Source organism: uncultured Porticoccus sp. (assembly GCF_913061305.1).
In the GTDB taxonomy this organism is placed as follows: Bacteria; Pseudomonadota; Gammaproteobacteria; order Pseudomonadales; family Porticoccaceae; genus Porticoccus.
In genome coordinates, this window is record NZ_CAJXST010000011.1 from 1 (window position 1) to 25,219 (window position 25,219).

19 protein-coding genes and 1 tRNA gene are annotated in these 25,219 nt (G+C 50.4%); 14 read left to right on the forward strand and 6 right to left on the reverse strand.

The window, feature by feature from the left end:
- The 6 genes from QZ516_RS12110 to QZ516_RS12135 all read left to right on the forward strand — a co-directional run.
- Positions 1-1,607: Ig-like domain-containing protein (locus QZ516_RS12110; protein ID WP_297190217.1), on the forward strand; the 1,607-nt coding region annotated here is incomplete at its 5' end.
- A gap of 116 nt (positions 1,608-1,723) precedes the next feature.
- Positions 1,724-2,719, forward strand: a complete 996-nt coding sequence (locus QZ516_RS12115; protein ID WP_297190220.1) for a hypothetical protein — start codon at positions 1,724-1,726, stop codon at positions 2,717-2,719.
- An 87-nt stretch (positions 2,720-2,806) separates the two neighbouring features.
- Entirely contained in the window at positions 2,807-4,927 is a 2,121-nt protein-coding gene (locus QZ516_RS12120) for a TolC family protein (RefSeq protein WP_297190222.1), read from the forward strand.
- Positions 4,924-7,110, forward strand: coding sequence for a type I secretion system permease/ATPase (locus tag QZ516_RS12125; RefSeq protein WP_297190225.1), 2,187 nt, complete (start codon positions 4,924-4,926; stop codon positions 7,108-7,110). The genes QZ516_RS12120 and QZ516_RS12125 overlap by 4 nt, the downstream gene beginning before the upstream one ends.
- 57 nt (positions 7,111-7,167) lie before the next feature.
- Entirely contained in the window at positions 7,168-8,418 is a 1,251-nt protein-coding gene (locus QZ516_RS12130; RefSeq protein WP_297190227.1) for an HlyD family efflux transporter periplasmic adaptor subunit, read from the forward strand.
- Between the two features lie 21 nt (positions 8,419-8,439).
- Positions 8,440-10,713, forward strand: a complete 2,274-nt coding sequence (locus QZ516_RS12135) for a hypothetical protein (protein WP_297190229.1) — start codon at positions 8,440-8,442, stop codon at positions 10,711-10,713.
- Positions 10,714-10,760: 47 nt separating this feature from the next.
- Here QZ516_RS12135 and QZ516_RS12140 read toward each other — a convergent pair whose 3' ends face one another.
- The 5 genes from QZ516_RS12140 to rne all read right to left on the reverse strand — a co-directional run bounded on the left by QZ516_RS12140 (position 10,761) and on the right by rne (position 18,255).
- Complete coding sequence (locus QZ516_RS12140) at positions 10,761-14,048, reverse strand: EAL domain-containing protein (RefSeq protein ID WP_297190231.1); 3,288 nt, start codon at positions 14,046-14,048, stop codon at positions 10,761-10,763.
- Positions 14,049-14,190: 142 nt separating this feature from the next.
- On the reverse strand, positions 14,191-14,586 hold the full coding sequence (locus QZ516_RS12145) for a hypothetical protein (RefSeq protein ID WP_297190234.1): 396 nt from the start codon (positions 14,584-14,586) through the stop codon (positions 14,191-14,193).
- A 234-nt stretch (positions 14,587-14,820) separates the two neighbouring features.
- Positions 14,821-15,009, reverse strand: a complete 189-nt coding sequence (locus tag QZ516_RS12150; protein ID WP_297190236.1) for a hypothetical protein — start codon at positions 15,007-15,009, stop codon at positions 14,821-14,823.
- 83 nt (positions 15,010-15,092) lie between these two features.
- Positions 15,093-15,183, reverse strand: a tRNA-Ser gene (locus QZ516_RS12155).
- Between the two features lie 141 nt (positions 15,184-15,324).
- A complete protein-coding gene (rne, locus tag QZ516_RS12160; protein WP_297190241.1) occupies positions 15,325-18,255 on the reverse strand; it encodes a ribonuclease E in 2,931 nt (976 codons plus the stop codon).
- Between the two features lie 675 nt (positions 18,256-18,930).
- Here rne and rluC point away from each other — a divergent pair.
- Together rluC and QZ516_RS12170 are read left to right on the forward strand one after the other, a co-directional pair.
- Positions 18,931-19,878: a 23S rRNA pseudouridine(955/2504/2580) synthase RluC gene (rluC, locus tag QZ516_RS12165; protein ID WP_297190243.1), complete on the forward strand. Its 948-nt coding sequence runs from the start codon at positions 18,931-18,933 to the stop codon at positions 19,876-19,878.
- Between the two features lie 6 nt (positions 19,879-19,884).
- On the forward strand, positions 19,885-20,541 hold the full coding sequence (locus QZ516_RS12170; protein ID WP_297190247.1) for an HAD-IIIA family hydrolase: 657 nt from the start codon (positions 19,885-19,887) through the stop codon (positions 20,539-20,541).
- Positions 20,542-20,561: 20 nt separating this feature from the next.
- Here QZ516_RS12170 and QZ516_RS12175 read toward each other — a convergent pair whose 3' ends face one another.
- The gene (locus QZ516_RS12175) at positions 20,562-21,131 is read right to left on the reverse strand and encodes a Maf family nucleotide pyrophosphatase (RefSeq protein ID WP_297190249.1); all 570 of its coding nucleotides are present in this window, start codon (positions 21,129-21,131) and stop codon (positions 20,562-20,564) included.
- Positions 21,132-21,284: 153 nt separating this feature from the next.
- On the opposite strand from QZ516_RS12175, the gene QZ516_RS12180 reads away from it, so the two are divergent.
- The 6 genes from QZ516_RS12180 to acpP all read left to right on the forward strand — a co-directional run bounded on the left by QZ516_RS12180 (position 21,285) and on the right by acpP (position 25,176).
- Positions 21,285-21,788 (forward strand): YceD family protein, encoded by a 504-nt coding sequence (locus QZ516_RS12180; RefSeq protein WP_297190287.1) that lies wholly within the window; start codon positions 21,285-21,287, stop codon positions 21,786-21,788.
- A gap of 24 nt (positions 21,789-21,812) precedes the next feature.
- Positions 21,813-21,992 carry a 50S ribosomal protein L32 gene (gene rpmF, locus QZ516_RS12185; RefSeq protein WP_297190252.1) on the forward strand — a complete coding sequence of 60 codons (180 nt, stop codon included), beginning with the start codon at positions 21,813-21,815 and terminating at the stop codon, positions 21,990-21,992.
- Positions 21,993-22,016: 24 nt separating this feature from the next.
- A complete protein-coding gene (gene plsX, locus QZ516_RS12190; RefSeq protein WP_297190254.1) occupies positions 22,017-23,033 on the forward strand; it encodes a phosphate acyltransferase PlsX in 1,017 nt (338 codons plus the stop codon).
- 24 nt (positions 23,034-23,057) lie between these two features.
- Complete coding sequence (fabD, locus tag QZ516_RS12195; RefSeq protein ID WP_297190257.1) at positions 23,058-23,993, forward strand: ACP S-malonyltransferase; 936 nt, start codon at positions 23,058-23,060, stop codon at positions 23,991-23,993.
- A gap of 28 nt (positions 23,994-24,021) precedes the next feature.
- Positions 24,022-24,765: a 3-oxoacyl-ACP reductase FabG gene (gene fabG / locus QZ516_RS12200; protein ID WP_297190259.1), complete on the forward strand. Its 744-nt coding sequence runs from the start codon at positions 24,022-24,024 to the stop codon at positions 24,763-24,765.
- A gap of 174 nt (positions 24,766-24,939) precedes the next feature.
- On the forward strand, positions 24,940-25,176 hold the full coding sequence (gene acpP / locus QZ516_RS12205; RefSeq protein ID WP_036860150.1) for an acyl carrier protein: 237 nt from the start codon (positions 24,940-24,942) through the stop codon (positions 25,174-25,176).
- Positions 25,177-25,219 lie beyond the last annotated feature (43 nt).

A 25,219-nucleotide genomic window follows, 5' to 3' on the forward strand; every position in this document is an offset into this window, starting at 1 on the left:
CCGATGCAGACGCCGATGCAGACGCCGATGCAGACGCCGATGCAGACGCCGATGCAGACGCCGATGCCGATGCCGATGCCGATGCCGATGCCGATGCCGATGCCACCGTATTAGAGGTGCCTGATGCCGATGACGGTTATATCAATGAGGCAGAAATAACAGCCGGGGTGCAGGCAAGCATTACCTTGGATCCCGACGCGGTGCTAGTGCCTGGAGATCAGATTCGTGTGACGGTAATCGGCGCTGGCGGTAGTGAATCGATCACAAGTTATACCCTGACAGAAGATGATATCAATGCTGGAAGTGTGACGCTGATATTGGATTTGGATGGCATCCCGGAGGGCCAGGTCGAGGCTGCTGCTGTTGTCGTTAGCGACGCAGGGGAATCATCTTCTAACACAGTTACTTTTGAATTGGATGTTAGTCCCCCAGATGCTCCGGTTTTGGAAGAATCAGCTGGTGTGATTATTGGTGGTCAGGCTGAAGCCAATAGCACTGTGCTAATTGATACTGACAATAATGGCAGCTATGACTACGAAACCACAGCGGACAGCAATGGTGAATGGTCTATCGTACTTGACGCGCCCTTGGCTGATGGCGCTACGGTGACTGCCGTCGCTGAAGACCCTGCTGGTAATGTCAGTGATTCAAACTCGGTCGTGATAGCGGGGGAAGTGGCGGCACCGACCAACCTGCAGGTAGTAACGCCGCTATTGGGGTTGCTATTGGGTTCGGACATTACCGGGACGGCCGTGGGTGCAAATCAGATTCGGATCGATGTTTTCCAGGATGATTTACTCTCGTCTGTCGATGGCGGAACCATTCTTGTGGATGTCGATGAGGACGGGAATTTTTCTATCCCGCTGACGGTGCTTGGCAATTTACTGGATAGTGTCCTTGGGCTGCTGGTAGGAAATGAGGGAGTCAACCTTGGTTTTACCGCTGTCGAGGCCGATGGCACTGTCAGCTCTACCGAAATTGTTTTTGTTGGTGAGGGTACATCCGTTATTGCTGATCCCACGGGTGCTCTGGTAGACCTGATTGACACACTGGTCGGTGGTCTCTTGGGTTCGACAGAAGACTTGGTGATCGAAGGGTCCGTGTATATCGGCAACGAGCTGGGTAATTACTTTACTGGTACGGAAGAGGCTGAGTTGATGGCCGGTGGTGCTGGTAATGATGTGCTGATTGGCGGGGGTGGTGCGGACATTATTTCCGGTGGTACCGGAGATGATTTCATTTCGGTCCCCGATACCAGTTTTACGGCAATCGATGGAGGAGAAGGTTTTGATGTGCTTGCCTGGGAAGGTGGTGACATCAGTCTTAATCTCGAGAACCTCTCCGACCGCATTGCGAATATTGAGGCAATCGATCTGAATAATACCAGTGCGGTTGATCTTCAGATCAGCCTGGAGGATTTAATCAATGTGACTGACGCCGAAACTGAACGGTTGTACATCACGGGCGATGGTGATGATTCTGTCACCCTGGTTGGCGATTGGCAGACAGCCGGTACAGGAAATGCAGATGGTGTTGAGTACACGATTTATACCCAAGTGGGCGATACAAACGAATTGTGGGTTCAAAGTGGAATTTCTGTTGTTTGATTTAAGTAAATTGAACGAACTATAGGCTTCAAAGGGTAAGTACACAATTTGAGTTTTAGATAGTAATTACCAATGGCTCCGGCCTTTTATTGAAAAAAACCTAGATGGAGAAACACATGTTGAACCTACCAAATACCACTGAGTTAGTAGGGGGCGTCCTGGGTACGGTTAATGGTCTTGTCGACACAGTAGCCGTTACTGCAGATGGCGTTGTTGATGGTACCGGTGCGGTAGCCGTTGAGTTGGTTGATAACCTGCTCGAAACCACTGACCACCTTGTTGACAATACTGCCGGGAGCGTCGGTGTGCTTGCAGACAATGTTTGGTACACCACTGGTGTGCTTGTTGACGATCTAATTGGAGAGGAAGGCTCCGTAGTGAGCGATGTTTTGGGAAGTGATCTGGTTGATGGCGTACTGGGCGAAAACGGTCTGGTCGGCGGTGTTCTTGGCGGCGGTCTGCTGGACGGCGTGTTGGGCGAAGACGGCCTGGTTGGCGGTGTTCTGGGCGGCGGTCTGCTGGACGGCGTAGTAGGTGAAGACGGCTTGGTCGGTGGTGTTCTGGGCGGCGGTCTGCTGGACGGCGTGCTGGGTGAAGACGGCCTGGTCGGCGGTGTTCTGGGCGGCGGCCTGCTGGATGGCGTACTGGGTGAAGATGGCCTGGTCGGTGGTGTTCTTGGCGGCGGTCTGCTGGACGGCGTGTTGGGCGAAGATGGCCTGGTTGGCGGTGTTCTGGGCGGCGGTCTGCTGGACGGCGTAGTGGGCGAAGACGGCCTGGTCGGCGGTGTTCTGGGCGGTGGTCTGCTGGACGGCGTGTTGGGCGAAGACGGCCTGGTTGGCGGCGTTCTGGGTGGTGATGTAGTCGAGGGTGTGGCCGGCGAAGACGGCCTGGTAACCGGTCTGCTCGACAGCATTCTCGGTCCAGATACCATTGGAGGTGGGTTGCTGGATAGCACCGTTGGAACCGTAGTAGGGCTGGCCAGTCCCGTCGTCGGTACTGGCGATGGTGTGATGGAAGGGTTACTCGGCGATGGTGCCCCAGTGGGGGATCTGCTCGTTGACTTGAGCTTTGGCCTTTCTTCAACACTGTCCCAGGAACTTGCTCTGGTATAAAAATCCTCGAGATAAAGTCGAGGTTATTGATGGCGGCATCGGGCTCAGACAGCCCGTTGCCGCTAACTTGTTTTGATTTGGATGATAATGACAAGAACTTATGCAAAGGGATTGGGGTTTTTTCAGATCCCTTTTTTCCTGTTTACGCTGTTAACGTCTCTGGCTGTCTATGGGCAGGACACGAATCCCGGCGGGACTAGTGTTAGCTCTGGTGATAATAACCAGGCCACATCAATCAACCTGTCATTAGCGGAATTTGTTGCATTGAATAATGCGTCAGGTGAAGCAGGCTTGGTTGATCAATCTGTTGTGGGGGCCACTGCAGTTTCAACCGATCCTGAAATAATACACTCCACGGAAGTCGTGGCGACAGGCGTACAGACTAAAGAATCGCAGTCTGGTTTAAAGTTGCTCAAACCAGGTCAGGATATGGCGGGTTCTGGGCCGACACATGCCGGAGCTGCCATTATTATCCCCACTCAGAAAAATCTGGCTGAAGGCGAGAAAGTCGACTCAGAGGAGAGTACTGTTGAGCCGGGACAGAGCCAGACCTTATCAGAATTTTTTGACCGGATAACAGAGAATCAGGATCCGTCGGCAGCGAACAGCGCAGTAGACGACGTGAATGAAAAGGAGGAATTGAAGGGAGTTGGCAAGGGCCAAAAAAAAGAAGGGAATATAAGGTCTTCTGAAAATTTATCTACTTCCGAGAAGCAACCCTTCAGCGATAAAACCTCTCAGGCTGTTAATTTCGACAATCACGAAAATCGAGCAGATCCGCTAGAGTCCGGCATCGACGGTGATAAGCAGGCGTTTGATCAACAAGCCATGTCGTCTTATACCACTGCCTTGTGGCGTTCTTCGAAGGGTGACTCCGAGAGCTCCCGGCAATCACAGCTCGACCAGAATTCAGGTGTTGATGAAGAGGGTATCTATTCGAAAAACACCATGTTGACGACCATGAAGGAAGAATTGTCCAGTCCGTTGGATATTTACGCTGTCGTTCACCGAGCTATTGCTTTCCATCCTGATATTGCCGAATCACTTGGCAAGCTTTATGAGCAGAAGGAAATAGTTAATGAAGCCAGGAGCGGATATTTTCCACAAATTAGTTCAGGAATGAGCTCTGGTTATAGAACGACTTCGGGTAGAAGTGACGAGTCATTTAATTTCAATGTCTCACAGTTGTTATATGATTTCGGCAAGGTTGACAGCGTTGTTGACAGCGCTCAATACGGTATTGTACGCGATCGCGCGGCTGTTTTAATGGCTGTTGATGATTTGGCAAGGGATACTGCTCGTGCCTTTATCGAAGTTCAACGTTATCAGGAGCTGGTCGAAATTTCTGACCGTTTTGTTGTCGCGATCCGGGATCTTCAGGATCTTGCTGGCAAGCGTTCAGCAAAGGGCGCGAGTTCACGTTCGGATGAAATACAGGCCCGGTCGCGCAAACATTCAGCTGAAGCAACGGCCAGTCAATACCGCTCCAAGCTCAATGTCTGGACTACAACCCTGCAGAACCTGATTGGAACTGATTCTGATCTTCATTTGACAGGGGGGTTCCCGACCGAACTTAGCAATTTCTGTCAGTGGGTGCCGGAAAAATTTGATAATGTACCGCGGTTAGTCATAGCTGAAGCGGAACAGGCCATCGCCAAGCAAAAAATTAAAACGGCCAAAGCCGAATTTATGCCTACGTTGTCGCTCAATGCGGGTTATGACCATTTTTTTAATCCAGCCAATGACAATGGGTTGGTCGACGATGAATATTTTACGCTCACTCTGGATTTGAAGAGCAAGCTTTATGAAGGGGGCGCAATCAGTGCAAGGCGCAGGTCCGCTGAATATGCTTTGAACCGGGCCATCGCGGCCAGGAAGTCAGCGCTGCTGGATGTCGAAAGAGCCCTGCGTGAATCAAAAGTTCAAAGTAAATTGTTGTCAGAAAAAATAAGATTTCTGGATGCGCGTTACGACGATATTGTGAAAACGCAGGAACTTTATCGCCAGCAGTACCTTTCCCTGGGTACCCGTACGCTATTGGATATCCTCAATACAGAGGCTGAAATATTTCAGTCGCTCTTCGACATCAAAAATGATTCCTACGAAATACAACGTTTACAGGTTGATTGCTTACACAGTGTCGCTGGACTGAGAGATGCATTTGCTGTCAATGAGAGTCTTTTCCAGGGAGTTAGCATCAATCCATGAATAGCCGGATGAACTCCTCTGCTCCATCTGAGGGGCAGCTAGCACCGACCATAGTGGAAGATCATAGTCAGTGGCTAGAGGCACTTATTCTTGTCGCCAATTATTACCGCCTTGAATATTCCCGGGAGAATATTCGCCTTGCATCTGCATGGACCAAAGATAAACCTACCCTTGAAGTTGTTCGCAGCCTCGCTCGGCAAATCGGTATGACCTGTAGATCAGGCAAGCTGGATAGCAACCAGATGACCTCTTGGCGATTGCCTCTGATTGCGCTTTTAGATGATGGGCAGGTGGTTGTTATTGAAAAAATTGGCAGAGACGGGGATGTCGGTGTCTGCTTTGCCCACGATCAAGGCCTGAAAAGTGTGATGAGCAGGGAAGAGCTGCTTCAGCATACGGTTCTGATGCTTATTGTCCGACCAATCAGTGCTGTCACCGATGCAAGGGTCGACGATTACATTAAGCCCTTTGAGCAGAACTGGTTTAGAAAAATCGTGCTGAGCGACTGTAAACCATACAGCTATGTGATGCTGGCTTCACTGATGGCGAATATCCTGGCGCTTGCCGGCATATTATTTTCCCGGCAGGTATATGACAGGGTCATTCCCGCGGACTCGCTGCCAACATTATATGTCCTGTTTAGTGGTGTGATTGTCGCCATGGTGTTTGATTTCATCTTGCGCACCATGCGTGTCAAAATTACCGATCTGCTGGGAAAAATTGCCGATATCAGGGTATCGGATCGCGTCTTCGGACATGCCTTGCGCATTAAGAACTCCGAAAAGCCAAATTCCACAGGAACGTTTATCGCGCAGATTCGGGAACTCGAGCACATCAGGGAATTGCTCACTTCAAGTACTGTCACAGCCTTTGCCGACCTGCCATTTTTTCTACTGTTCTGTTTTATTCTTTGGTATATCGCGGGGCCGCTTGCGCTTGTTCCACTGTGTGCATTGCTGTTGCTGATTCTACCGGGAATCCTGGTACAACCGAAATTACGCGAGCTGGCCAACGAGGCAATGCGTGAATCCTCTTTGCGCAACGCAATGCTTGTTGAGGCTGTGCAGGGAATGGAAGACATCAAATCCCTGCAGGCGGAGCAGCGTTTTCAACAGCAGTGGAATTATTTCAATGCGGTGACCGGGGATGTAAACCTGCGCCTACGTTTTATTGCCAACACGCTTGGTGTTTGGACACAAATGTTGCAGAACATTGTCTTTGCCTGTGTTGTCCTGTTTGGTGCGCCAATGGTAATGAATGGAGATTTGACAGTGGGCTCCCTGGTGGCCGCTTCAATTTTAGCCTCCAGGATGATGGCACCCATGTCTCACTTCACCCAACTGATGAGTAAATGGCAGCAGTCCAAGGTGGCGTTGAGCAGCCTGCATCAAATTATGCAAAGAAATGTCGACAATCCTGCTAATGATAAACGCGTTCACAAGCCTTTTATTCGCGGGCAATTTCGCATGAACAATGCAATTTTTAATTATCCCGGAACCAAAACTGCGGCATTGGAAGTTAAACAACTCGAAATTTCACCGGGTGACCGAGTGGCAATTTTGGGCCGAAATGGTGCCGGTAAATCAACATTGCTTCAGGCGTTGTCCGGTATGTTGGAGCCCGCCGCTGGCGAGGTCATTCTGGATGGGGTCAGCCTTGCGCATTTAGATCCTGCGGATGTCCGGCGAGATGTCTGCTTGCTGAGCCAGAATGCAAGATTGTTCCACGGTTCCATTCGCGAAAATCTGCTTATGGGAGCACCTGATGCCTCCGATGAAGATCTGTATGAGGTATTGGAGCAGACGGGTGCCAGGGACTTTATCCATAAACTCCATGACGGATTGGATCATTTAATCCAGGAGGGTGGTTTGGGGATGTCCGGGGGGCAGAGGCAATCTCTACTGTTATCACGTTTGCTGCTCAGGCGTTCTGAAGTGATCCTGCTCGATGAGCCGACTGCCTCACTGGATGAGGCAACAGAGAAACATTTTATTCAACGACTCAAAGAATGGACCGACTCTAAAACTTTATTGGTCGCGACACATCGTATGCCCATTCTAAACCTGGTTGACCGGATTATCGTGATAGATAACGGCAGCGTGGTGCTTGATGACCAGAAGGAAAAGGTGTTGGCCTTCCTTTCCAAAAAGCCTGTTGGGCAACTCCAGGCCAGGGAGAGTTAAATGCAACAGGCCACTAGAAATAGTTTATCAGGGCTTTTTCTGTCGTTGGGCACATGGTTGAAACGTTGCCTTCCCAAATCAGACGCAAAGATTGGTGTCGGTGAATACAGTGTTGATGCACTGGTGCAGTATGGCGACCGCCATAAACACTACAATGACTATGTTGACGATTCTCAGATCGTTAAAGCGATCAATATCGTTTGGTGTTGTGTCTGCCTGGTAGCCTGCTTTCTACTCTGGTCTTACTTTGCTGTTGTCGTAGAAGTTTCTAGTGGGATTGGTCGTGTTATACCTTCATCCAGGGAGCAGCTTATTGAATCTTTGGAAGGGGGGATACTCAAGGATCTTCGTGTCAGTGAGGGAGATATCGTTGAAGCCGGTCAGGTATTGGCGCAACTGGATCTTACTAAAACGGAGTCAAAGGTGGAAGAGAGTGCCACCCGCTACCGTGCCACGATGGCAAAGGTTGCGCGTTTGGAGGCAGAGGTCAACGGCAGTCAATTGATCTTCCCTGAAGGTCTCAATGAATTTCCTGCGCTGCAGGAAAGGGAAACGAGACTTTACAATACCCGACGCAAGGGATTGAGTGATTCACTGGCTGGCCTTCATAAATCCATGAAGTTGGTGCAGGAAGAGCTAACCCTTACCCGTTCTCTGGCAGACATCGGTGCCGCCAGCAATGTAGAGGTTTTACGTCTGGAGCGTCAACTTTCGGAACTGGAGCTGAAGGCCAGCGAAAAACGCTCGGAATATATGATCCTCGCCCGTGAGGATCTGGCCACAGCCAAAGCAGAGGCGGAGTCTCTGGAGTCAGTTGTCAGAGGCAGGACGGATGAATTGTCACGCCTGACGGTGAAATCGCCTGTGCAGGGTATTGTCAAGAATATAGAGGTGACCACCATTGGCGGTGTTGTGGCACCCAATGGACAGTTGATGAGAATTGTGCCCATGGATGGGCGCTTGCTGATCGAGGCAAAAATATCGCCCCGTGACATTGCCTATATCAGACCCGGTCAAGCTGCCAAGGTAAAAATTACAGCTTACGATTACACCACTTATGGCGATCTGGATGGCAAGGTCAGTGTTGTGTCGCCAGATACGACCCAGGATGAGGTCAATCCGGAAATTTTTTATTACCATGTTTTTATCCGCACCGACACGGACTTTTTACAGAATGATGCCGGAGCCAAGTTTTACATTGTGCCGGGGATGATCGCTAGTGTAGATATCCGTACCGGTGAAAAAACAATTTTCGATTACCTGATGAAACCGATCAATAATGCGCGAGAAGCTCTGAGGGAGCGCTAGGGACAACCAGGTAGTATGGCCTTGTTAGATGTAATTTCCCGTATTGAGCCCATTGTTGCGTCCAACATCAGGCCTCTGAATCGGCCCTATCCGCTCTTTACAGTTTTTCTGTCGGTGTCCGATGGCCGCAGCCGGGCAAGGGTATTCCACGCCAGTGCCGATACTTTTTCCGATGCCTGGCACACCGTGGTAGGACGTTGTCTGGCAGGGCTTGGCAGCAGTAACGATGGGAATATCTGGCTGCGGGTTGACTGGGTTTCGGCTGTGCAACCATTGCAGCTCGGGCAACTGCGGGAATGCCTAAAGACCTTCAAGCGCAATTACTTTCGCTATGGCCTGGCGCTGGATGAGTCGTTCGAAATTGCCTTTATTGAGCAAGAGCTCAATGCCAATGCCATGCTTTACGGTGGCGTGCAATGCCCTCATGCATACTTGAATGAAAAAAACTTTACCAGATACGCACGCAAGCGTTTTGGCCTGGAAGCACTGGCTTTTTCCGATGCCGACAACGTCTTTATGCTGACCACCGGTGGGGCCTTTTGTGCAAATGACGAGCAACCGCAATTGCTCTACCCGTCGGGGCGCAGTGCCGGACGGCGCAAGATTGTTGAGCTGAAACCGGACACACTGTTATCCCTGATTCACAGTGGTAGCGGCTATCTGGCCAGCCAGGTACAGGGCAGCGGGCGTTTTCACTATGGTTGGCATCCCTGTTTTGATCGGTCTATCAATACTTATAATTCGTTGCGCCATGCCAGCACACTCTACGCCATGCTGGAGGCCTGGGAGATCACTGGCGATGCGACACTAATGGCGAGTGTCGAACTATCCATGGGCTATTTGTTGGCCCATCTGGTGAAAAAAGTGCGGTTGGAAAATAATGAAGCTGCGGCTTTCGTCATCGATTTGCAAGACGAAATCAAATTGGGCGCCAACGCCGTCTGCATTTTGATGCTGGTTAAGTATACGGAGTTGACGGGATCGGGAGATTATCTGGAACTATTGGATGCATTGGCACAGGGTATCCTGTTTATGCAGGACCAGCAGAGTGGCCGCTTTGTACATGTACTCAACTATCCGGATTTGACTATCAAGGAATCTTTCCGGGTGATCTACTACAACGGCGAAGCGGCATTCGCACTGATGCGGCTGTATAAACTGACTGCCGATCAGAGGTGGCTCAATGCGGTCGAAAAAGCCTTTGAGCACTTTATCGCTGAGGACTATTGGCAATACCACGATCATTGGCTTAGCTATTGTGTTAACGAATTAACCCTGTACCGCCCCGATGAACGCTATTACCGTTTTGGGATTATGAACGTTGCGGACTATCTGGATTTTGTTGAAAAACGCATGACGACTTTTCCCACTTTGCTCGAGTTGATGATGGCGACCAAGGCTATGATCGACCGCCTCCAGCGGCAACCCGAATTTGCACATCTGCTGCGGGAGATTAATCTCGATAAATTCGAAAAAGCCCTCAAGGCGAGAGCTATCTATCTCTTAAACGGTTATTTCTGGCCTGAATTTGCCATGTTTTTTCAGAATCCGGATAAAATTGTAGGCAGTTTTTTCATTCGCCATCATGCCTTCCGTATTCGTATTGATGATGTTGAACATTACCTGTCTGGTTATGTTGCCTACCTGAAACATCTCAGGGCGATCCCCGGCAGCTCGCACCAATCCAGACGGGCCATGTCGACCCAAACACCCGAGCCCCATGCCATTGATCGCAGCTGTAAAATCACAAAGCTTAAAAACTTTACTGTCGACATCAGGCGACTACGTGATCATTTTATCCACCATGTTAAACCCAGGTCCGCTACGCTTTACGCCGACCACCTACCGGACTACGTTGGTTGGGCGGTAACCAGCCGTGATGGTTCTTTGAGTGATGGCATTAAGCCTGAAAATGAAGTTTCGAAAGAAGGCATGTTAGAAACCGAGATTTGTTGTGGTTATCTGGCAGGGTTGCTGACAGCGTTGAAAATTTATGGACTGTGTCCTTACCGGGTGCGAATAATGCGGTTGGATAGCGGCGATGTTGAAATTCCCTTCCAGGCTGATAGCCCTCATGGGGAGTGGCAATTGTATATTCCAATTGAAACGAGTGTTGGGGCCCTATTCCAGTGGGTCGAACCCGACGGCGCAGTCGAGAGTGTTCATTTCTTGGCTGATGGTACTGCCTGGCTGGTGCAGGTCGATGGAGGGTGTCGCGTATTTTTTCAGGATGAACCTCTCAATCCCAATATTTATCTTGTCATGAATCTGCGAAATAAACCGGTTAAAAAATAAAAAAAGTATTTTATAGGTGGTAATTGCAATCTATCCCCGATAAAAATTTATTTTGAAGCGGCTGCCAGCAATGCGGGAATAAATTCGGCTGCCACGGGTTTGCTAAAGAAATAGCCCTGGTATTCATCACAGCCGTGATCATGCAGAAATTTCCACTGCTCTTTTGTCTCCACACCCTCGGCTACGGTTTTAAAGCCCAACCCTTTTGCGATTCCAATAATTGCTACCACAATGGCCTGGTCCTCTGCGTTATTGTCCAGTCCGTCGACAAACGATTTATCAATTTTGAGTTTTTTTACCGGATAGTTCTTCAGGTAGCTGAGCGATGAATAACCCGTGCCGAAGTCATCGATGGAAAGCGTGATGCCCAGGGATTGTAACTGATGTAGGGTGATCAAGGTCCTGCTTGAGTGCTCCATTGCGATGCGCTCCGTTAACTCGAGTTCTAACATTGCGTGGGGCAGCTGATATTTCTCAAGTATGCTCTCCACTGTTTGAGAGAAGTTATCCTTGTATATTTGCCGTGCTGAAAGGTTGACCGCAATTGAAGTGAGCGGCAGTCCTTCGGATAACCAGGCCGCTTGTTGCCTGACGGCAGTTTCCAGTACCCAGTTACCGATATCAACAATCAGACCACTTTCCTCTGCTATAGGGATAAAGCGGCCGGGATATATCATGCCCATCTCAGGGTGTTCCCATCTGACCAGGGCTTCAACACCAAAGATTCGGCCGGATTGCATATCAAGCTGGGGTTGATAGTGGACACTCAGCTGTTGTTTGCCAATGGCTTCCCGTAACTCATTTTCAATCAATAGCGTTTCATTGGCGTCGCTACGCATGACTTCGTTGAAAATCTGATAGTTATTGCGACCTTTGTGTTTCGCCTGGGCAAGTGCGGCATCAGCGGATTGGCTTAATCGTTCGACATTGCTGCCGTGATCGGGAAAAAAGGCAATACCTATACTGGCAGTGAGGGTAAGGCGACGTTCATTGATATTTACCGGGTAGGTAATGATATCCAGTAGCTGTTGTGCAATTCTTGTGACCTCGCTGGTATCGATACCCGGTAATAGCAAGCAGAACTCATCGCCTCCCGCCCTACTGAGTGTCGCATTCAGATTCAGTTCTGAGCTGAGCCGTCGGGAAAGTTGTTTCAGGACTCCATCGCCGACACTGTGGCCGAGGGAATCATTGATGATACTGAAGCGATCAAGGTCAATGAAAAGCAGAGACACCTGAGTGCCGGACGCTTTTGCAATGGCCAAAGCCGCACGGGCTTTCTCGTTTAGCAGTGTACGATTTGGCAGACCAGTCAATGCGTCATAATTGCTTAAATAGCGTATTTTCTCCTCTTTTTCACGGTGTTCAGTGATGTCCGTTGATATGCCACACAGGGCATAGATCTGGCCATTGATATCCCGCAAGGGGAGCTTGATGGACCAGAATATTCGGGTCACACCACTGCTCTTGACGGTATCGGTCTCTTCGCATTGTATGATTTCGCCCTGATCAAAGACCCGTCGGTCATTGGCCTGTACGCGTTCTGCTGTGTGTGTGTCAAAAAATTTATCATCCCCAAACCCGATGACCTCTGATTTATCAACGCCCCATAATTCAAGTACCTGTTGATTCACGAAGGTATAGTGCCCTTTGGTATCCTTGAGATAGATACAGGCACCAATATTTTCCATTATGGTTTTCATGGTAGCCTCGTTTTTAGCGAGGGCTGTTTCCATGGCGGTTCTTTGGGTTTCCCGGTCAAAATTATCCAATGCAAAACTGATATCACTACTCATTTCCACGAGTAGATTGATGGCATCTTCATCAAAGGCTGCAGGTTTGTCGTGATAGACGTTAAGCACAGCAAAGGGCTTGCCCTGTCGCTGTATGGGAAACGCGGCCGCTGATCTCCAGCCAAACTGTCTGGCTCGTTCATGCCAGGGGCTGGTGTTTGGATCAGTTAAATAGTGATTAATGACCACCGGGCGATTTTCGCGCATGGCCGTGCCAGTTGGACCCTGTCCCTCTGGCTCATCCTTGCAAAGCGAGACGCGGAGGCTGTTGATGTAATTGACGCCGGTGCCATAGCTGGTGAGAGGAGTAATGTTCACGGTACTTTTATCCGGCATTTCATCCAGCAGGCCGATCCAAGCCATTTTCATCCCGCCAAACTCGACTGCCATCTGGCACACCAGAGGAAGCAGCTCATCCTCCGAATCCATTCTGACAATGGCCTGATTGATCTGGCTCAGGGCATGATAGAGACGGCCAAGGCGCAAGGCTCGGCGTTGATTCTGATTTCTGCTTTGGCTGATTGTCAGAACCAGCAGGGCCAATGCGAGGCTGAGAGTGCTGCCGGTCGCGGAGATCACCCATGGATGGGTTGGAAGTACTGCATTTTCTCGAAATGCCGGTGTGCTACTCAGCAACAACGTCCATTTTCTTTGGCCTATGTCAATTTCCTGCTGATACTGCCATTCGCCCGATATTGCTCGTTGCTGATGGGTTGTGGTGTCACCATGAAAGAGTAGGGTATGACTGTCACTGGCCGAGAAATCGTGGATTTCAATGTCGATATCCGGATTGATTTTCTCTTTAAGGCTCGTCAGCAGATCTTTTACCCGGAATGGCACATCTACCCAGCCCAATAAGGCTGCCCGACGTTCTGCAATATTTGCCACTCCATGGTCGTTCTTGTAAACCGGCAGGTACATAACAAAGCCTGGACCAGCCTGCTTTGACTGATCCTGTACCAGTGTCAGTGGACTGGTGATAACAATATTGTCGGTATCTCTGGCCGTTTCGGCTGCTTCACGGGCTAACGGGTTGCTCAGAATATCAAACCCCAGGGCGGTAAGGTTGTCATCCGCCAATGGTTCAATATAGATAATCGGGGCCAATTCGTCCCGATTGCCGACAGCGGGGGTTATTTGATAATGTCTTGGGAGTTCCCTGCGCATGGTCGCGAGATGTGCCGTCAAATCTTTCCGTGCCACAGGGATAGCAAAGCCTATCCCCTGAACACCCCTTAAGTCCCGGGTGATATCCAGCGAGGCGATGTAGCGCGAAAACTCGGGGTAGGTGACTTGCTCGGATCCCCGGAAGAAACCCTGTATACCGCGCATCACTACCTTGTAACTGTTGAGCTGTTGCGAAATATGGGCGGTCAGTTGGTCAGACTCTGCCTGGAATTTAAGATTGACAGCGTCCTGTTGTTGTTTTTCATAGTGGTGCCAGTAGGTCAATGTGGCCGTGCCGCCAATCAGAAGAGTGAGTCCCGACAGCAGCCATGGCAAACATTGGTTGTAAAATTTGCGCGTTGGGTTGAGCTTCATCGCTGGAGACTGTATTCCTTTTACATGAACCCGAAAAGCTGATCTGTCTCCATATAACCACCGTTTGGAATACATGACAATCATGATGGGCCAGGACGGGATTAATAAGCCGAACTGCTCCTGTCGGCTTTAGACTCGGGACTTACAGTTTGTCTGTGAAATATTGGCAGACTTGCTCGTGACCGCGATTGACCACATTTTTGATGGAGGTGTCCGGTGCTGTCGTTACCTGAAATATACAGGTTGCCTGAACAGATCGTTTGTAATTGGAATATGAAAGGGTTTCAACGGTTTCTGTTCTGGTCCATCGATAGGTTTTTCCGCCCCCCGGTAATTCCGTCACAGAGTCCGGTGTTGGCAGCTTCTCTGCCATATCATCGATAAAAAGGCCATGCCAGTTGTTCGATTGTGCTGAGCCGACACTGGTGTCAGTGGATGTAGCCGCACAGCCAGCGGCAATCGAGCAAGCAGCGAGCACCACCAGAAACAGTAGCTGGTTGGTGCCATTTTTATGGTAACCGCTGTCAATTCTGCACATTACAGGGGGGCTGCAAATAGCTGGGGCATAATGGATGCATTATATGAAAAGGTAGCATAAATCGACTGCAATGGCAGAAATCGACCCGAAGGCGGAGATCTTCCACCTCTAATGCATTATTGAATGGGTCATGAGATTAATACAGGAAGGATGGTCGTTGATAAAAGCAATAGACTGAGCTGATGGGTGACGAGTGATCACTGGGTGAAAACCCGAAAGCAGGAATTTCGTTGGCTAGACAACTTGCCAGTACGTCTCAGCCCAAACTGCCTTGGCTTTAATAGTCTTGAAACTGTGTTGGTGATAGCCAACAAAGAGCGAACCGTCTTCACGGACATTGTAGACGAGCGCTTCAATACCCTCTGCATCTTCTGATGGTTTGAGAATAATCCAGTCGCCGCGCTTTATATCGGGCTTATCCATGGCTATAACCTTTTTTATACTGCGGTAGTTTTGTCTGCCGATGTGTCAAAAAAAAGCCCTTGTAGACAAGGGCATTACAAAATTGGCGGAGGGACAGGGATTCGAACCCTGGGTAGGCTATTAACCTACGCCGGTTTTCAAGACCGGTGCTTTCAACCGCTCAGCCATCCCTCCTGTGATTGTTTTTCGTGGCTTTGTGTCCGGGAAACAACAAAGTTCACTTGGCCCGAAGGCCATAAAATAGCGGCCGATTATACAGCGGATTCAACCGCAGACAAGGCCAAACTGCATTCGCTGACAGCTATTCCATTACTTTCAAACGGTTTCTGTTTTTGATGCCTCCACCGCCTTTTCAATGGCGGTCGTTTCCAATGATCCGCCTTCCTTATCCCCGCTCTGTGTTCGAGGATCATTGATCGCCCGTGGAATCTTGACCGGCTCAACAGTGACGGGTGAGGGTTGTGATGTGTCCAGTGGCTGTGGGAGTGGCTTGGTACGTGTGTCAGTAGCAATGTCAATTTTTTCCACGGGGCGAGGGGCAATTCTCGGGTCATTGCTGGCCCGGGTAGGTTGCTTCTGGCCGTCGTCAATGAGCCCAGGTGCAGATTGGTCAGTGGGCTCAGAAACAGCTTCATCCACAATGTCAGGAATAACAGCGTCGTCCGAAGGAATAACAGCTTCTTCACTAGTGGTGGCTTCCATCTCGGTAGCAGAAGAGGGTGATTCTGCTTTCGTGAGGGACTCGCCACCATCGGAGGTCTCGGTATTCTTTCTGGCCGGTTCTGCCTCATCCTCTGCGTTTGTCTCGGCACGTTGACCAGGTTTGTCGATCGCTTTAATGTCGCGTGTTTCATCCGCCCGCTCGTCGACTACAGTGGTAACTTCTGACATGGGCACTTCAGCATTTTCGTCATCCGCAGCGTCGTCAGAATCCACTGATAGCTTCAATGGCCCCTGGTTGCTCGCTTCTACCTGAGATGACGTTGTTATCGTGTCATTAGCCGTTGTTGGCTCGGTCAAATCTTTATCTGCCTGCCGGGACGGTTTGTCTGTGTCGCTGGGCCGTGGGCTGTTTTCTGTGTGAGTCACGGTTTTGGTTTGGTCGGTCAGTGGCTCCGTCTGCAACGTTTCAGCGACAGTGGCCTCAACAGCTGCGAGTAGTTCCGCTGGAACTTCCTGGCGTTGACGACGTTGGCGGGGAGAGCGTCGTTTGTCGCCCTCCCGGCGGGGTGGCCGGGTGCTGGGCGAGGACTCTTCTTCCCTATCAGTTTTTAAGGCATCCGGCTCAGTTTTTACGGCATCCAGTTCAGGTTGTTTTTCCTGTTGAGGTTTGCGGTTCTGCCGTGGCTGCCGGGTTTTCTTTTCACCATTTTCGGGCGTATTGGTGTTATCGCGATGCTCTGCTTTTTGGTTGCCTGGCTTGTTGCGATTGCGGTTATTGCGGCGAGCATCGGGCCGACGGTTGCGTCCCTGAGAACGACTATCATTTTTGTCACGCTCTTTTGAGCCCGGCTTTGTGTCGTGTTCAACCGGCTTTTCAGTTTTACCAAAGAGCAGGATGGCCAAGCGGCGCAATAGTCCGGGTTTGCCAGTCTTTTCGACGATTTTTGTGATTTTCTCTAGAGGTACCGGTGCCGGTTGCGACGGTGTTGGCGTTTTGACCGCCGGCTGTAGAGCCGGGGGCACAGGCTGAACATGGTCATTCTCCGGAGCAGCAAAATCCTCGGATAATGTGTTGGTAAGACGGTAACTATACTCACTGGCAAGGCCGTCCTGCTCCCGAATACGCTGTACTTCGAAATGTGGTGTTTCAAGATTCTCGTTGGGAAGAATAATGATTTTGGAGCCGTGGCGCTTCTCTATTTCAAAAATTTCTCTGCGCTTTTCATTCAGTAGAAAGGTTGCCACCGAGACAGGGGTGATTGCCCGGATTTCTGCACTGAACTCTTTTTGTGCCTCTTCCTCAACAAGCCGAAGAATGGACAGGGCAAGTGACCGGGTGCCCCGGATGGTTCCCTGGCCAAGGCAGCGCGGGCAGACTTTCGAGGTGGTCTCTTCCAATGATGGCCGCAACCGCTGACGGGACATTTCAAGCAAGCCAAAACGGGATATTTTACCCACTTGAACCCGCGCGCGATCCAGTTCAAGGGCATCGCGCATGCGATTTTCCACATCGCGTTGGTTTTTGGCAGACCCCATGTCGATAAAGTCAATAACCACCAGGCCGCCAATGTCGCGAAGTCGCAGTTGACGGGTAATCTCATCAGCGGCTTCAAGGTTGGTGCGCAGTGCGGTTTCCTCGATATCACTGCCGCGTGTTGCCCTGGAGGAATTGATATCAATAGAAACCAGTGCCTCGGTGATATCAATCACAATCGAGCCGCCGGAGGGCAGTTTTACTTCTCGCTCAAAGGCGGTTTCTATCTGGTTTTCAATTTGGTAACGATTAAATAGAGGCAGTGGGTCTTCATAGTGCTTCACCCGGCTCTGGAAGTTGGGCATAACCTGCTTGATAAATGCCGAGGCAAGTTCATAGGCTTCGCGGTTATCCACAATAACTTCGCCGATATCCTGTCGCAAATAGTCGCGAACAGCACGGATGATGACGTTGCTTTCCTGAAACAGAAAGTGGGGGGCCTTGCAGTTGTTGGCCTCGACCTGAATGGTTTCCCAAAGTTGCAGCAGATAGTCAAGATCCCATTGCAGTTCCTCTGCTGACCGCCCGATTCCAGCTGTGCGGACAATGACGCCCACCCCGCTTGGAATCTGCAGGTCTCGCATCGCGGATTTCAGTTCTGAGCGCTCTTCCCCTTCTATGCGTCGCGAAATTCCACCGGCTCTGGGGTTGTTCGGCATCAGGACCATATATCGACCTGCGAGGCTGATAAATGTGGTTAATGCCGCCCCTTTATTGCCACGTTCTTCCTTTTCCACCTGAATGACGACTTCAGTGCCTTCCTTGATAACATCCTGAATCTTGATGCGACCATCGGCGTCTGATGATTTCCTGGAAAAGTATTCGCGGGAGATTTCTTTGAGGGGAAGGAAGCCGTGGCGTTCTGCTCCATAATCCACGAAGGCGGCCTCAAGGCTGGGTTCAACCCGGGTTATTCTGCCTTTGTAGATGTTTGCTTTACGTTGTTCTCTGGTACGATTTTCTAGGTCGAGGTCATAGAGACGTTGTCCGTCGACCAGTGCTACCCGAAGCTCTTCTGGCTGGGAAGCGTTAATAAGCATGCGTTTCATTGAAGAATCCTACTGTCTTGCGCCTTACAAGAGCAGCAGAAGCACCACTATAAAATGAGCAATATAACTGGATAAATAGCAAAGCAGTGTATACCGTCTAGACGTACAAAGACGGCAGAAATAAGGTCATAACCCCTTGTTTTTAAACACTTTAATTTTATCAATCACTGATTCTGTCCGGTTTTCCCATCGAGTGTTCAACTTGATTGCTATGGTGCCACTTATTCGTCCGAAGAGGCAAAAGCCGAGCGGTAAAGGTTGCTAATGTAACCGGCGACTGGCAGGTAAATAGCACGTGTCTGGCTTGGCAATGCCTGGCGTACGATATATCGTTCAAAAAATCTTGTGGTAACCTCTGCGCATTCAGCGCGGTTTTCTGTGGCAGCTGTCCTAGCTGGTTTGCGGGACAACTGGCGTAATAAATCAAAAGGGCTTTCGCCGCGTTGAGTGGGGCTACCCTGTCAATATTGACTTGGTGAGAGCAGTCGTCTTTGCCGAACTAATTTCGGACCCGATTCAACGTGGGGTTAATATATCAGCAATTGTCTTTCTCTTCAATTTACAGTCCTGTAAAAATCCGGTTAATTGTATGATTATCAGCGATTTTTTCTTTTTCATGGATGCCTCTGTCAGGGCTAGCTGCTAGAATCCACCTCCTTTTTCCGGACATACCCTATGACTGAGATACAAAATGGCTCTTTAGGGGTCCACTTCGTTAAAATTGACGAGAACCATGACGGTCAGCGAATAGATAATTTTCTGTTGGGTCGGTTGAAAGGCGTACCGAAATCGCGAGTCTACAGAATCCTTCGCAAAGGTGAAGTGCGCGTGAATGGTTCCCGGGCCAAAGCAGAATATCGCCTGCAAGTCGGTGATGCAGTGCGAATTCCACCTGTTCGGGTAGCGGAGCGTGATGTGCCAGCAGGGCCCAGCCCAAAGCTGCAGCAATTGCTTGAGCAGAATATCGTCTACGAAGATGCCGCGTTCCTGGTGATCAACAAGCCAGCTGGCTTGGCGGTTCATGGTGGCAGTGGTGTCAGCCTGGGCCTGATCGAGTCGCTGCGAGCCACTCGGCCTGCTGCACCGTTTCTGGAATTGGTTCATCGGTTGGATCGGGAGACATCCGGCTGCCTGATGATCGCCAAGAAGCGCTCCATGTTGCGTCATCTCCAGGAAGAAATGCGTGCCGGCCGTGTGGTCAAAATCTATCAGGCGCTGTGCTGCGGCCGTTGGCCGAAAGGGATGAAGCGGATCAGTGCGCCACTGCGTAAAAATGAGCTGAAGTCGGGCGAGCGGATTGTCAAGGTGGACCCGGAGGGCAAGGCATCAGTCACGCATTTTCAGGTTTTGCATCGCTATCGAGGCGCGACTTTACTCGAAGTGGCTCTGGAGACAGGGCGTACCCATCAAATCCGTGTCCATTGCCAATTTGCGGGTTGCCCGCTGGCGGGAGACGAAAAGTATGCTGACGTTGAGTGTAATCGCCAAATGCGAGAGAAAGGCTTGAAACGGATGTTTCTGCATGCGGGGCAGTTGAAAGTCAGTTTGCCCGATGGCCAACTTGTTGAAATTCGATCGCCATTGCCCGACGATCTGACCGCTCTGTTGACTAATTTGGAGTAACTGTCGGTGCCCAAGCTTTTGATCTTTGACTGGGACGGCACACTCTGTGATTCGCTTTCCCGGATTGTTCATTGCCTTCGTTGCGCCGCGGAGTCGGTCGGTTTGCCTCCTCCCTCCGATCGGGATGCCCGCAACATTGTGGGGTTGGGGATGGTGGATGCATTAACCACCTTGTTTCCCGACATAGCGCGTGAGCAGATTGACGCCATGCGGGACAGCTATTCCCGCCATTTTGTTGAAGCAGATCGTGAACCATCACCTTTTTTTAGTGGAGTTTCTGAAACCCTGCGGCGCCTTAAGGATCAGGGCTATCTGTTAACTGTTGCGACCGGTAAAAGTCGTCGCGGCCTGGACAGGGTGTTGCGAGCCCGCCAGCTGGAGCAGTTTTTTGATGGCACCCGCTGCGCCGATGAGACGGCAGGCAAGCCTGATCCATTGATGCTGATTGAGTTGATGAAAGAGTTTGAGTGTCCTCCCGATGAGTCAATCATGATAGGTGACACAGAATATGACTTGGCGATGGCTGCCAATGCCGGAATGTCGAGTATAGGGGTGAGCTATGGCGCCCATGATTCTCGGCGATTGACCCGGTATCGACCGCTGGCGTGTCTGGATAAATTTTCAGATGTTGAAATGGTTATAAATAGTATAAAAAACATTTAGTTATAATAATTTTTTAAATACTACTTTAAGATGTTCATCAACATTCGATTCAGGCTGATCAAGGGTAATCCAATCAGGGCGGTGGGGTCGCAGCTGTAAACAGCATCAAACAGCGTGATGCCCAGTCCTTCACTGCGGAAGCTGCCGGCACAGTTATACGGGGTATCCTTTAAAAGGTATTCAGTAATTTCCGTGTCACTTAACCGGCGAAAGACGACCTCTGTTATTACCATGTCTACCTGACTTTGTTGGGTGGCGCTATCCAGCAATGCCAGGCCAGTCAGGAAGCGAACCTTCTTGCCGGACTCTGAGCAAAGCTGCTTAAAGGCGTTGTCAAAATTGCCCGGTTTTGTCAGCAGTTTTCCATCGTTAACTGCGACCTGGTCCGAGCCAACAATCAGGTGGTTATCAAAACGGTGGGCGATCGCCATGGCCTTTTCCAGCGACAGGCGCTTGACGAGTGCTTCCGGGGATTCTTCCGGTTGAGGGCTTTCGTCAATGTCGGGTGAGATAATTTCAAATGGTATACGCAAGCGCTGCAGCAGCTCCCGTCGATAGGGTGAGGAAGAGGCCAGCACGAGGTTTTTCATGATAAAACTCCAAATAATCTTTAATGTTCCGGGGGGATAATCAGGACTAGAAACCCGCGATATTGGATCCAATTTTTCTTTGACAGATCAAGGTCATATCACTATTATGGCGCGCCTATGTCAATGCCCCCCATGAGAAGCTTCTTGCCGCGGATGTTAGAGCCCCGCCGTCTTGCACATCAGGGTGTGGCAATTTCCGGCGAGCTGGATCAGGCTTTCTGTGACAGGTTGAAAGAGGCGGTAATTGAGATTGTTGAACCCATTGTCGTCGAGCTGAGGTTTGATACAGCCGAACAGGGTCGCAGGGTGATGACAGGCTCAGTTTCAACGTCTGTCTTAGTTCCCTGCCAGCGATGCCTGGAGGCGATGCCGATAGCGCTGTCTGCAGTGTTCAGGTTGGGTATAGTCTGCTCAGAAGAAGAGGCTGTATCGTTACCTAAAGACTTGGATCCATGGCTTGTCGACAGTGAAGCTGCAGACGTGGCTGAAGTGCTTGAGGATGAATTACTTTTAACATTGCCGTTTGTGTCCTATCACCCCAAGGATCAATGCAATGATGTTGCCGGTTACTCTACGGGAAACCCTCCCGCTGAAGAATCCGCTAAAAACCCTTTTGGTATTTTGAAGCAGCTGAAGAACAGTGGCTCCAACAATTAACAAGTAGTATTCAGGAGAAAGAAAATGGCCGTTCAAAAAAGTCGTAAAACCCGATCCAAGCGCGGTATGCGTCGTGCTCACGATGCCCTGACAGGTCCTACCCTGTCTACCGATCCGGTTAGTGGTGAAAAACATCTTCGCCATCAGGTTACTGCTGACGGCTTTTATCGTGGCAAGAAAGTGATCTCTTCAGCTGAAGACTGATCCGCTGCGTTAGATTTGTTATTTTTGGCTGACTCACACTGTCTTGCCATTGACGCCATGGGCGGGGACTTCGGTCCTCGCGCAACTGTCCCTGCGACCCTCGATATTCTTCGCCAGCAGCCCAATCTACGGGTTGTTCTCTTTGGTGATGCACAACAGATCCAGCAACAACTCCGTCTTGCTGATGACAATTTTCCTGAACGTCTTCAAGTCCGTCATTGTTCCCAGTTTGTTTCTATGGATGACAAACCGTCATTTGCTCTGCGCAATAAACGGGATTCATCCATGTGGCATGCTATTGAGCTGGTTGCAACTAAACAGGCGGCCGCCTGTGTCAGTGCGGGCAATACCGGTGCGCTCATGGCCATGTCGCTGTTTCAGCTGGGGGCCCTGCCCGGTATCAGTCGCCCCGCGATCGGCGCCCGGATTCCAACTGCGCGTGGGTTCACCTATTTGCTGGATATGGGTGCAAATTTAGAGTGCACGGCTGAGCAGCTGTACCAGTTTGGACTGATCGCGTCTCTGGTGGCGGCGGAGGTAGATGGCAATGCCAACCCGGCAGTGGGATTGCTGAATATCGGTGTGGAATCACTTAAAGGGAAACAGGAAATTCTCGATGCTGCAGCTTTATTCAAAACCAATCCCGGCATTCATTACATTGGATTTGTTGAGGGCGACGCACTCTTTAACGGAGAGGCCGATATCGTGGTTTGTGATGGTTTCAGTGGCAATATTGCTCTGAAAGCTGGCGAGGGTGTGGCAAAACTGCTTCAAAAGCAGATCAGGGATGCCTTGGGCGAAACTGTATTGGCCAGGTTTGGTGCGCTGTTTCTGAAACCCGCCCTCGGGCGGCTACTTAAACGTGTTGACCCGGCACGGTATAATGGCGCCAGTTTTCTTGGGCTGCAGGGTGTCGTTATTAAAAGCCACGGTAGTGCTGATCAATGGGGTTTCGCCAGAGCAATAGAGGTGGCCCTCAATGAAGCAGAGCAGGATCTTCCCGCATTGATTGAAAAGCGCCTGTCCGAGAATAATCAATAAGCTGTGGTAATACAGAGGTAATCAATGAAAAATAATCTGGCATTTGTCTTTCCGGGGCAGGGATCCCAAAAAATTGGCATGCTTTCTGAACTGTCAGAAAAGTACGCGACGGTACAGGATACTTTTGCCGAAGCTTCGGATGTGCTCCATTATGACCTATGGAATATGGTGCAAAAGGGCAGCCAGGAAGATATTACGTTGACGGAGCGCACCCAGCCCTTGCTTTTGACCGCCAGTGTCGCAGTCTGGCGAATTTGGCAGCAGGCGGGGGGTGCCCGCCCGGCCCTGATGGCGGGCCACAGTCTTGGCGAATGGTCTGCGCTGGTCTGCTCTGGTGTTGTGGCGTTCGAAGATGCCGTGCGCTTGGTGCGCAATCGCGGTGCCTACATGCAGGAGGCTGTGCCCAGGGGTGAAGGCGCTATGGCTGCCATACTGGGTCTGGATGACGGTTTGATCAAAGAAATCTGTGCGCAGGCCTGTGAAGGACAAGAGGTTTCTGCAGTCAACTTTAACTCCCCCGGCCAAGTGGTTATAGCGGGAAATTCGGCTGCCGTTGAACGTGCGATTGAAGGTTGCAAGGCAGCCGGAGCCAAACGTGCCATGCCGCTGCCCGTGAGTGCGCCATTCCATACTGGCTTGATGAAGCCCGCTGCGGATCGTCTGGCCACCGAAATCCTGGCCACCCAATTTTCCGCACCGGAAGTATTAATAGTCCACAATGTCAATGCAAAAACCGAGTCTGATCCGGAGCGTATCAAGCACGTGATGATTGAGCAGATTTTTAAGCCGGTGCAGTGGGTGGAGTGTGTCAATACCCTCGTTGCTTCAGGTATTGATACCGTGGTGGAGTGTGGTGCCGGTAAGGTGCTGGGTGGCTTATGCAAGCGTATCGATCCCGCCTTGACCGCGTATGCCACAGAAGACAGTGATAATTTGACTAAATCACTGGCAGCGCTGTAACTGACTGCCAGTAGTAAAGGAGTATGTGATGAGTGTTATAGATAAGGTGGCTCTGGTTACTGGTGCTACCCGGGGGATTGGTGCCGCGATTGCCGATGGCCTGGGTGCTCAAGGCGCAATTGTCGTCGGTACAGCGACTTCCACATCCGGGGCGGAGCAGATTTCTGCCAGATTTCGCGAAAAAAACATCAAGGGGGCTGGCATGGTGCTTGATGTTGCCAGCCAACAGTCGGTTGACGAAGTGTTGGCAGCGATTATTGAGTCCTATGGTGCGCCGTCGATTTTGGTTAACAATGCGGGTATCACCAAAGATAACCTCCTGATGCGGATGAAGGATGAGGAGTGGTTTGATGTGATTGACACCAATCTCAACTCCCTCTACCGCTTATCCAAGGCCTGCCTCCGTGGTATGAGCAAGGCCCGCTGGGGCAGGATTGTCAATATCAGTTCTGTAGTCGGCTCCATGGGTAATGCCGGTCAAACCAACTACTGTGCCACTAAAGCGGGTGTGGGCGGATTTACCCGTTCTTTGGCTAAAGAGCTGGGGCCCCGAAACATTACAGTAAACGCCGTCTCCCCGGGCTTTATTGATACTGACATGACAAAGGAATTGCCCGAAGCCAGCAAGCAGGCAATATTGTCGCAGGTTCCACTGAATCGTCTGGGGTCGGCTGAAGAGATTGCGGCAGTCGTCAATTTTTTGGTTGGTGATGGCGGCAACTACATCACCGGCGAGAATATACACGTAAATGGCGGCATGTACATGTCTTAACCTATTGAAATATAATATAAAAACAGGATTTTCCTGAAACCGGTTACACACCGGGGTTTTTACAGGTAAAATGCGCGCCAGATGTGCCGTTAATTACAGATTTCTTGTTGTTGGGTAAATCTACAAGCCAGGCAACAGACTACCCTATAAGATTTAAAGGAGAGAACAAATATCATGAGCAGCATCGAAGAACGTGTCGCGAAAATGGTCGCAGAACAGTTGGGTGTTAAAGAAGCAGACGTAAAACCAGAATCTTCCTTTGTTGAAGATCTGGGCGCTGACTCCCTCGATACCGTTGAGCTGATCATGGCTCTCGAGGAAGAGTTTGATACTGAAATTCCCGATGAAGAAGCTGAAAAAATTGCTACGGTTCAGAATGCGATTGATTACATCAACGCGAATCTCGGTTAATAAAAGCGACTAATATTGACCGCTAAAAAGCCGCTCTCACCGA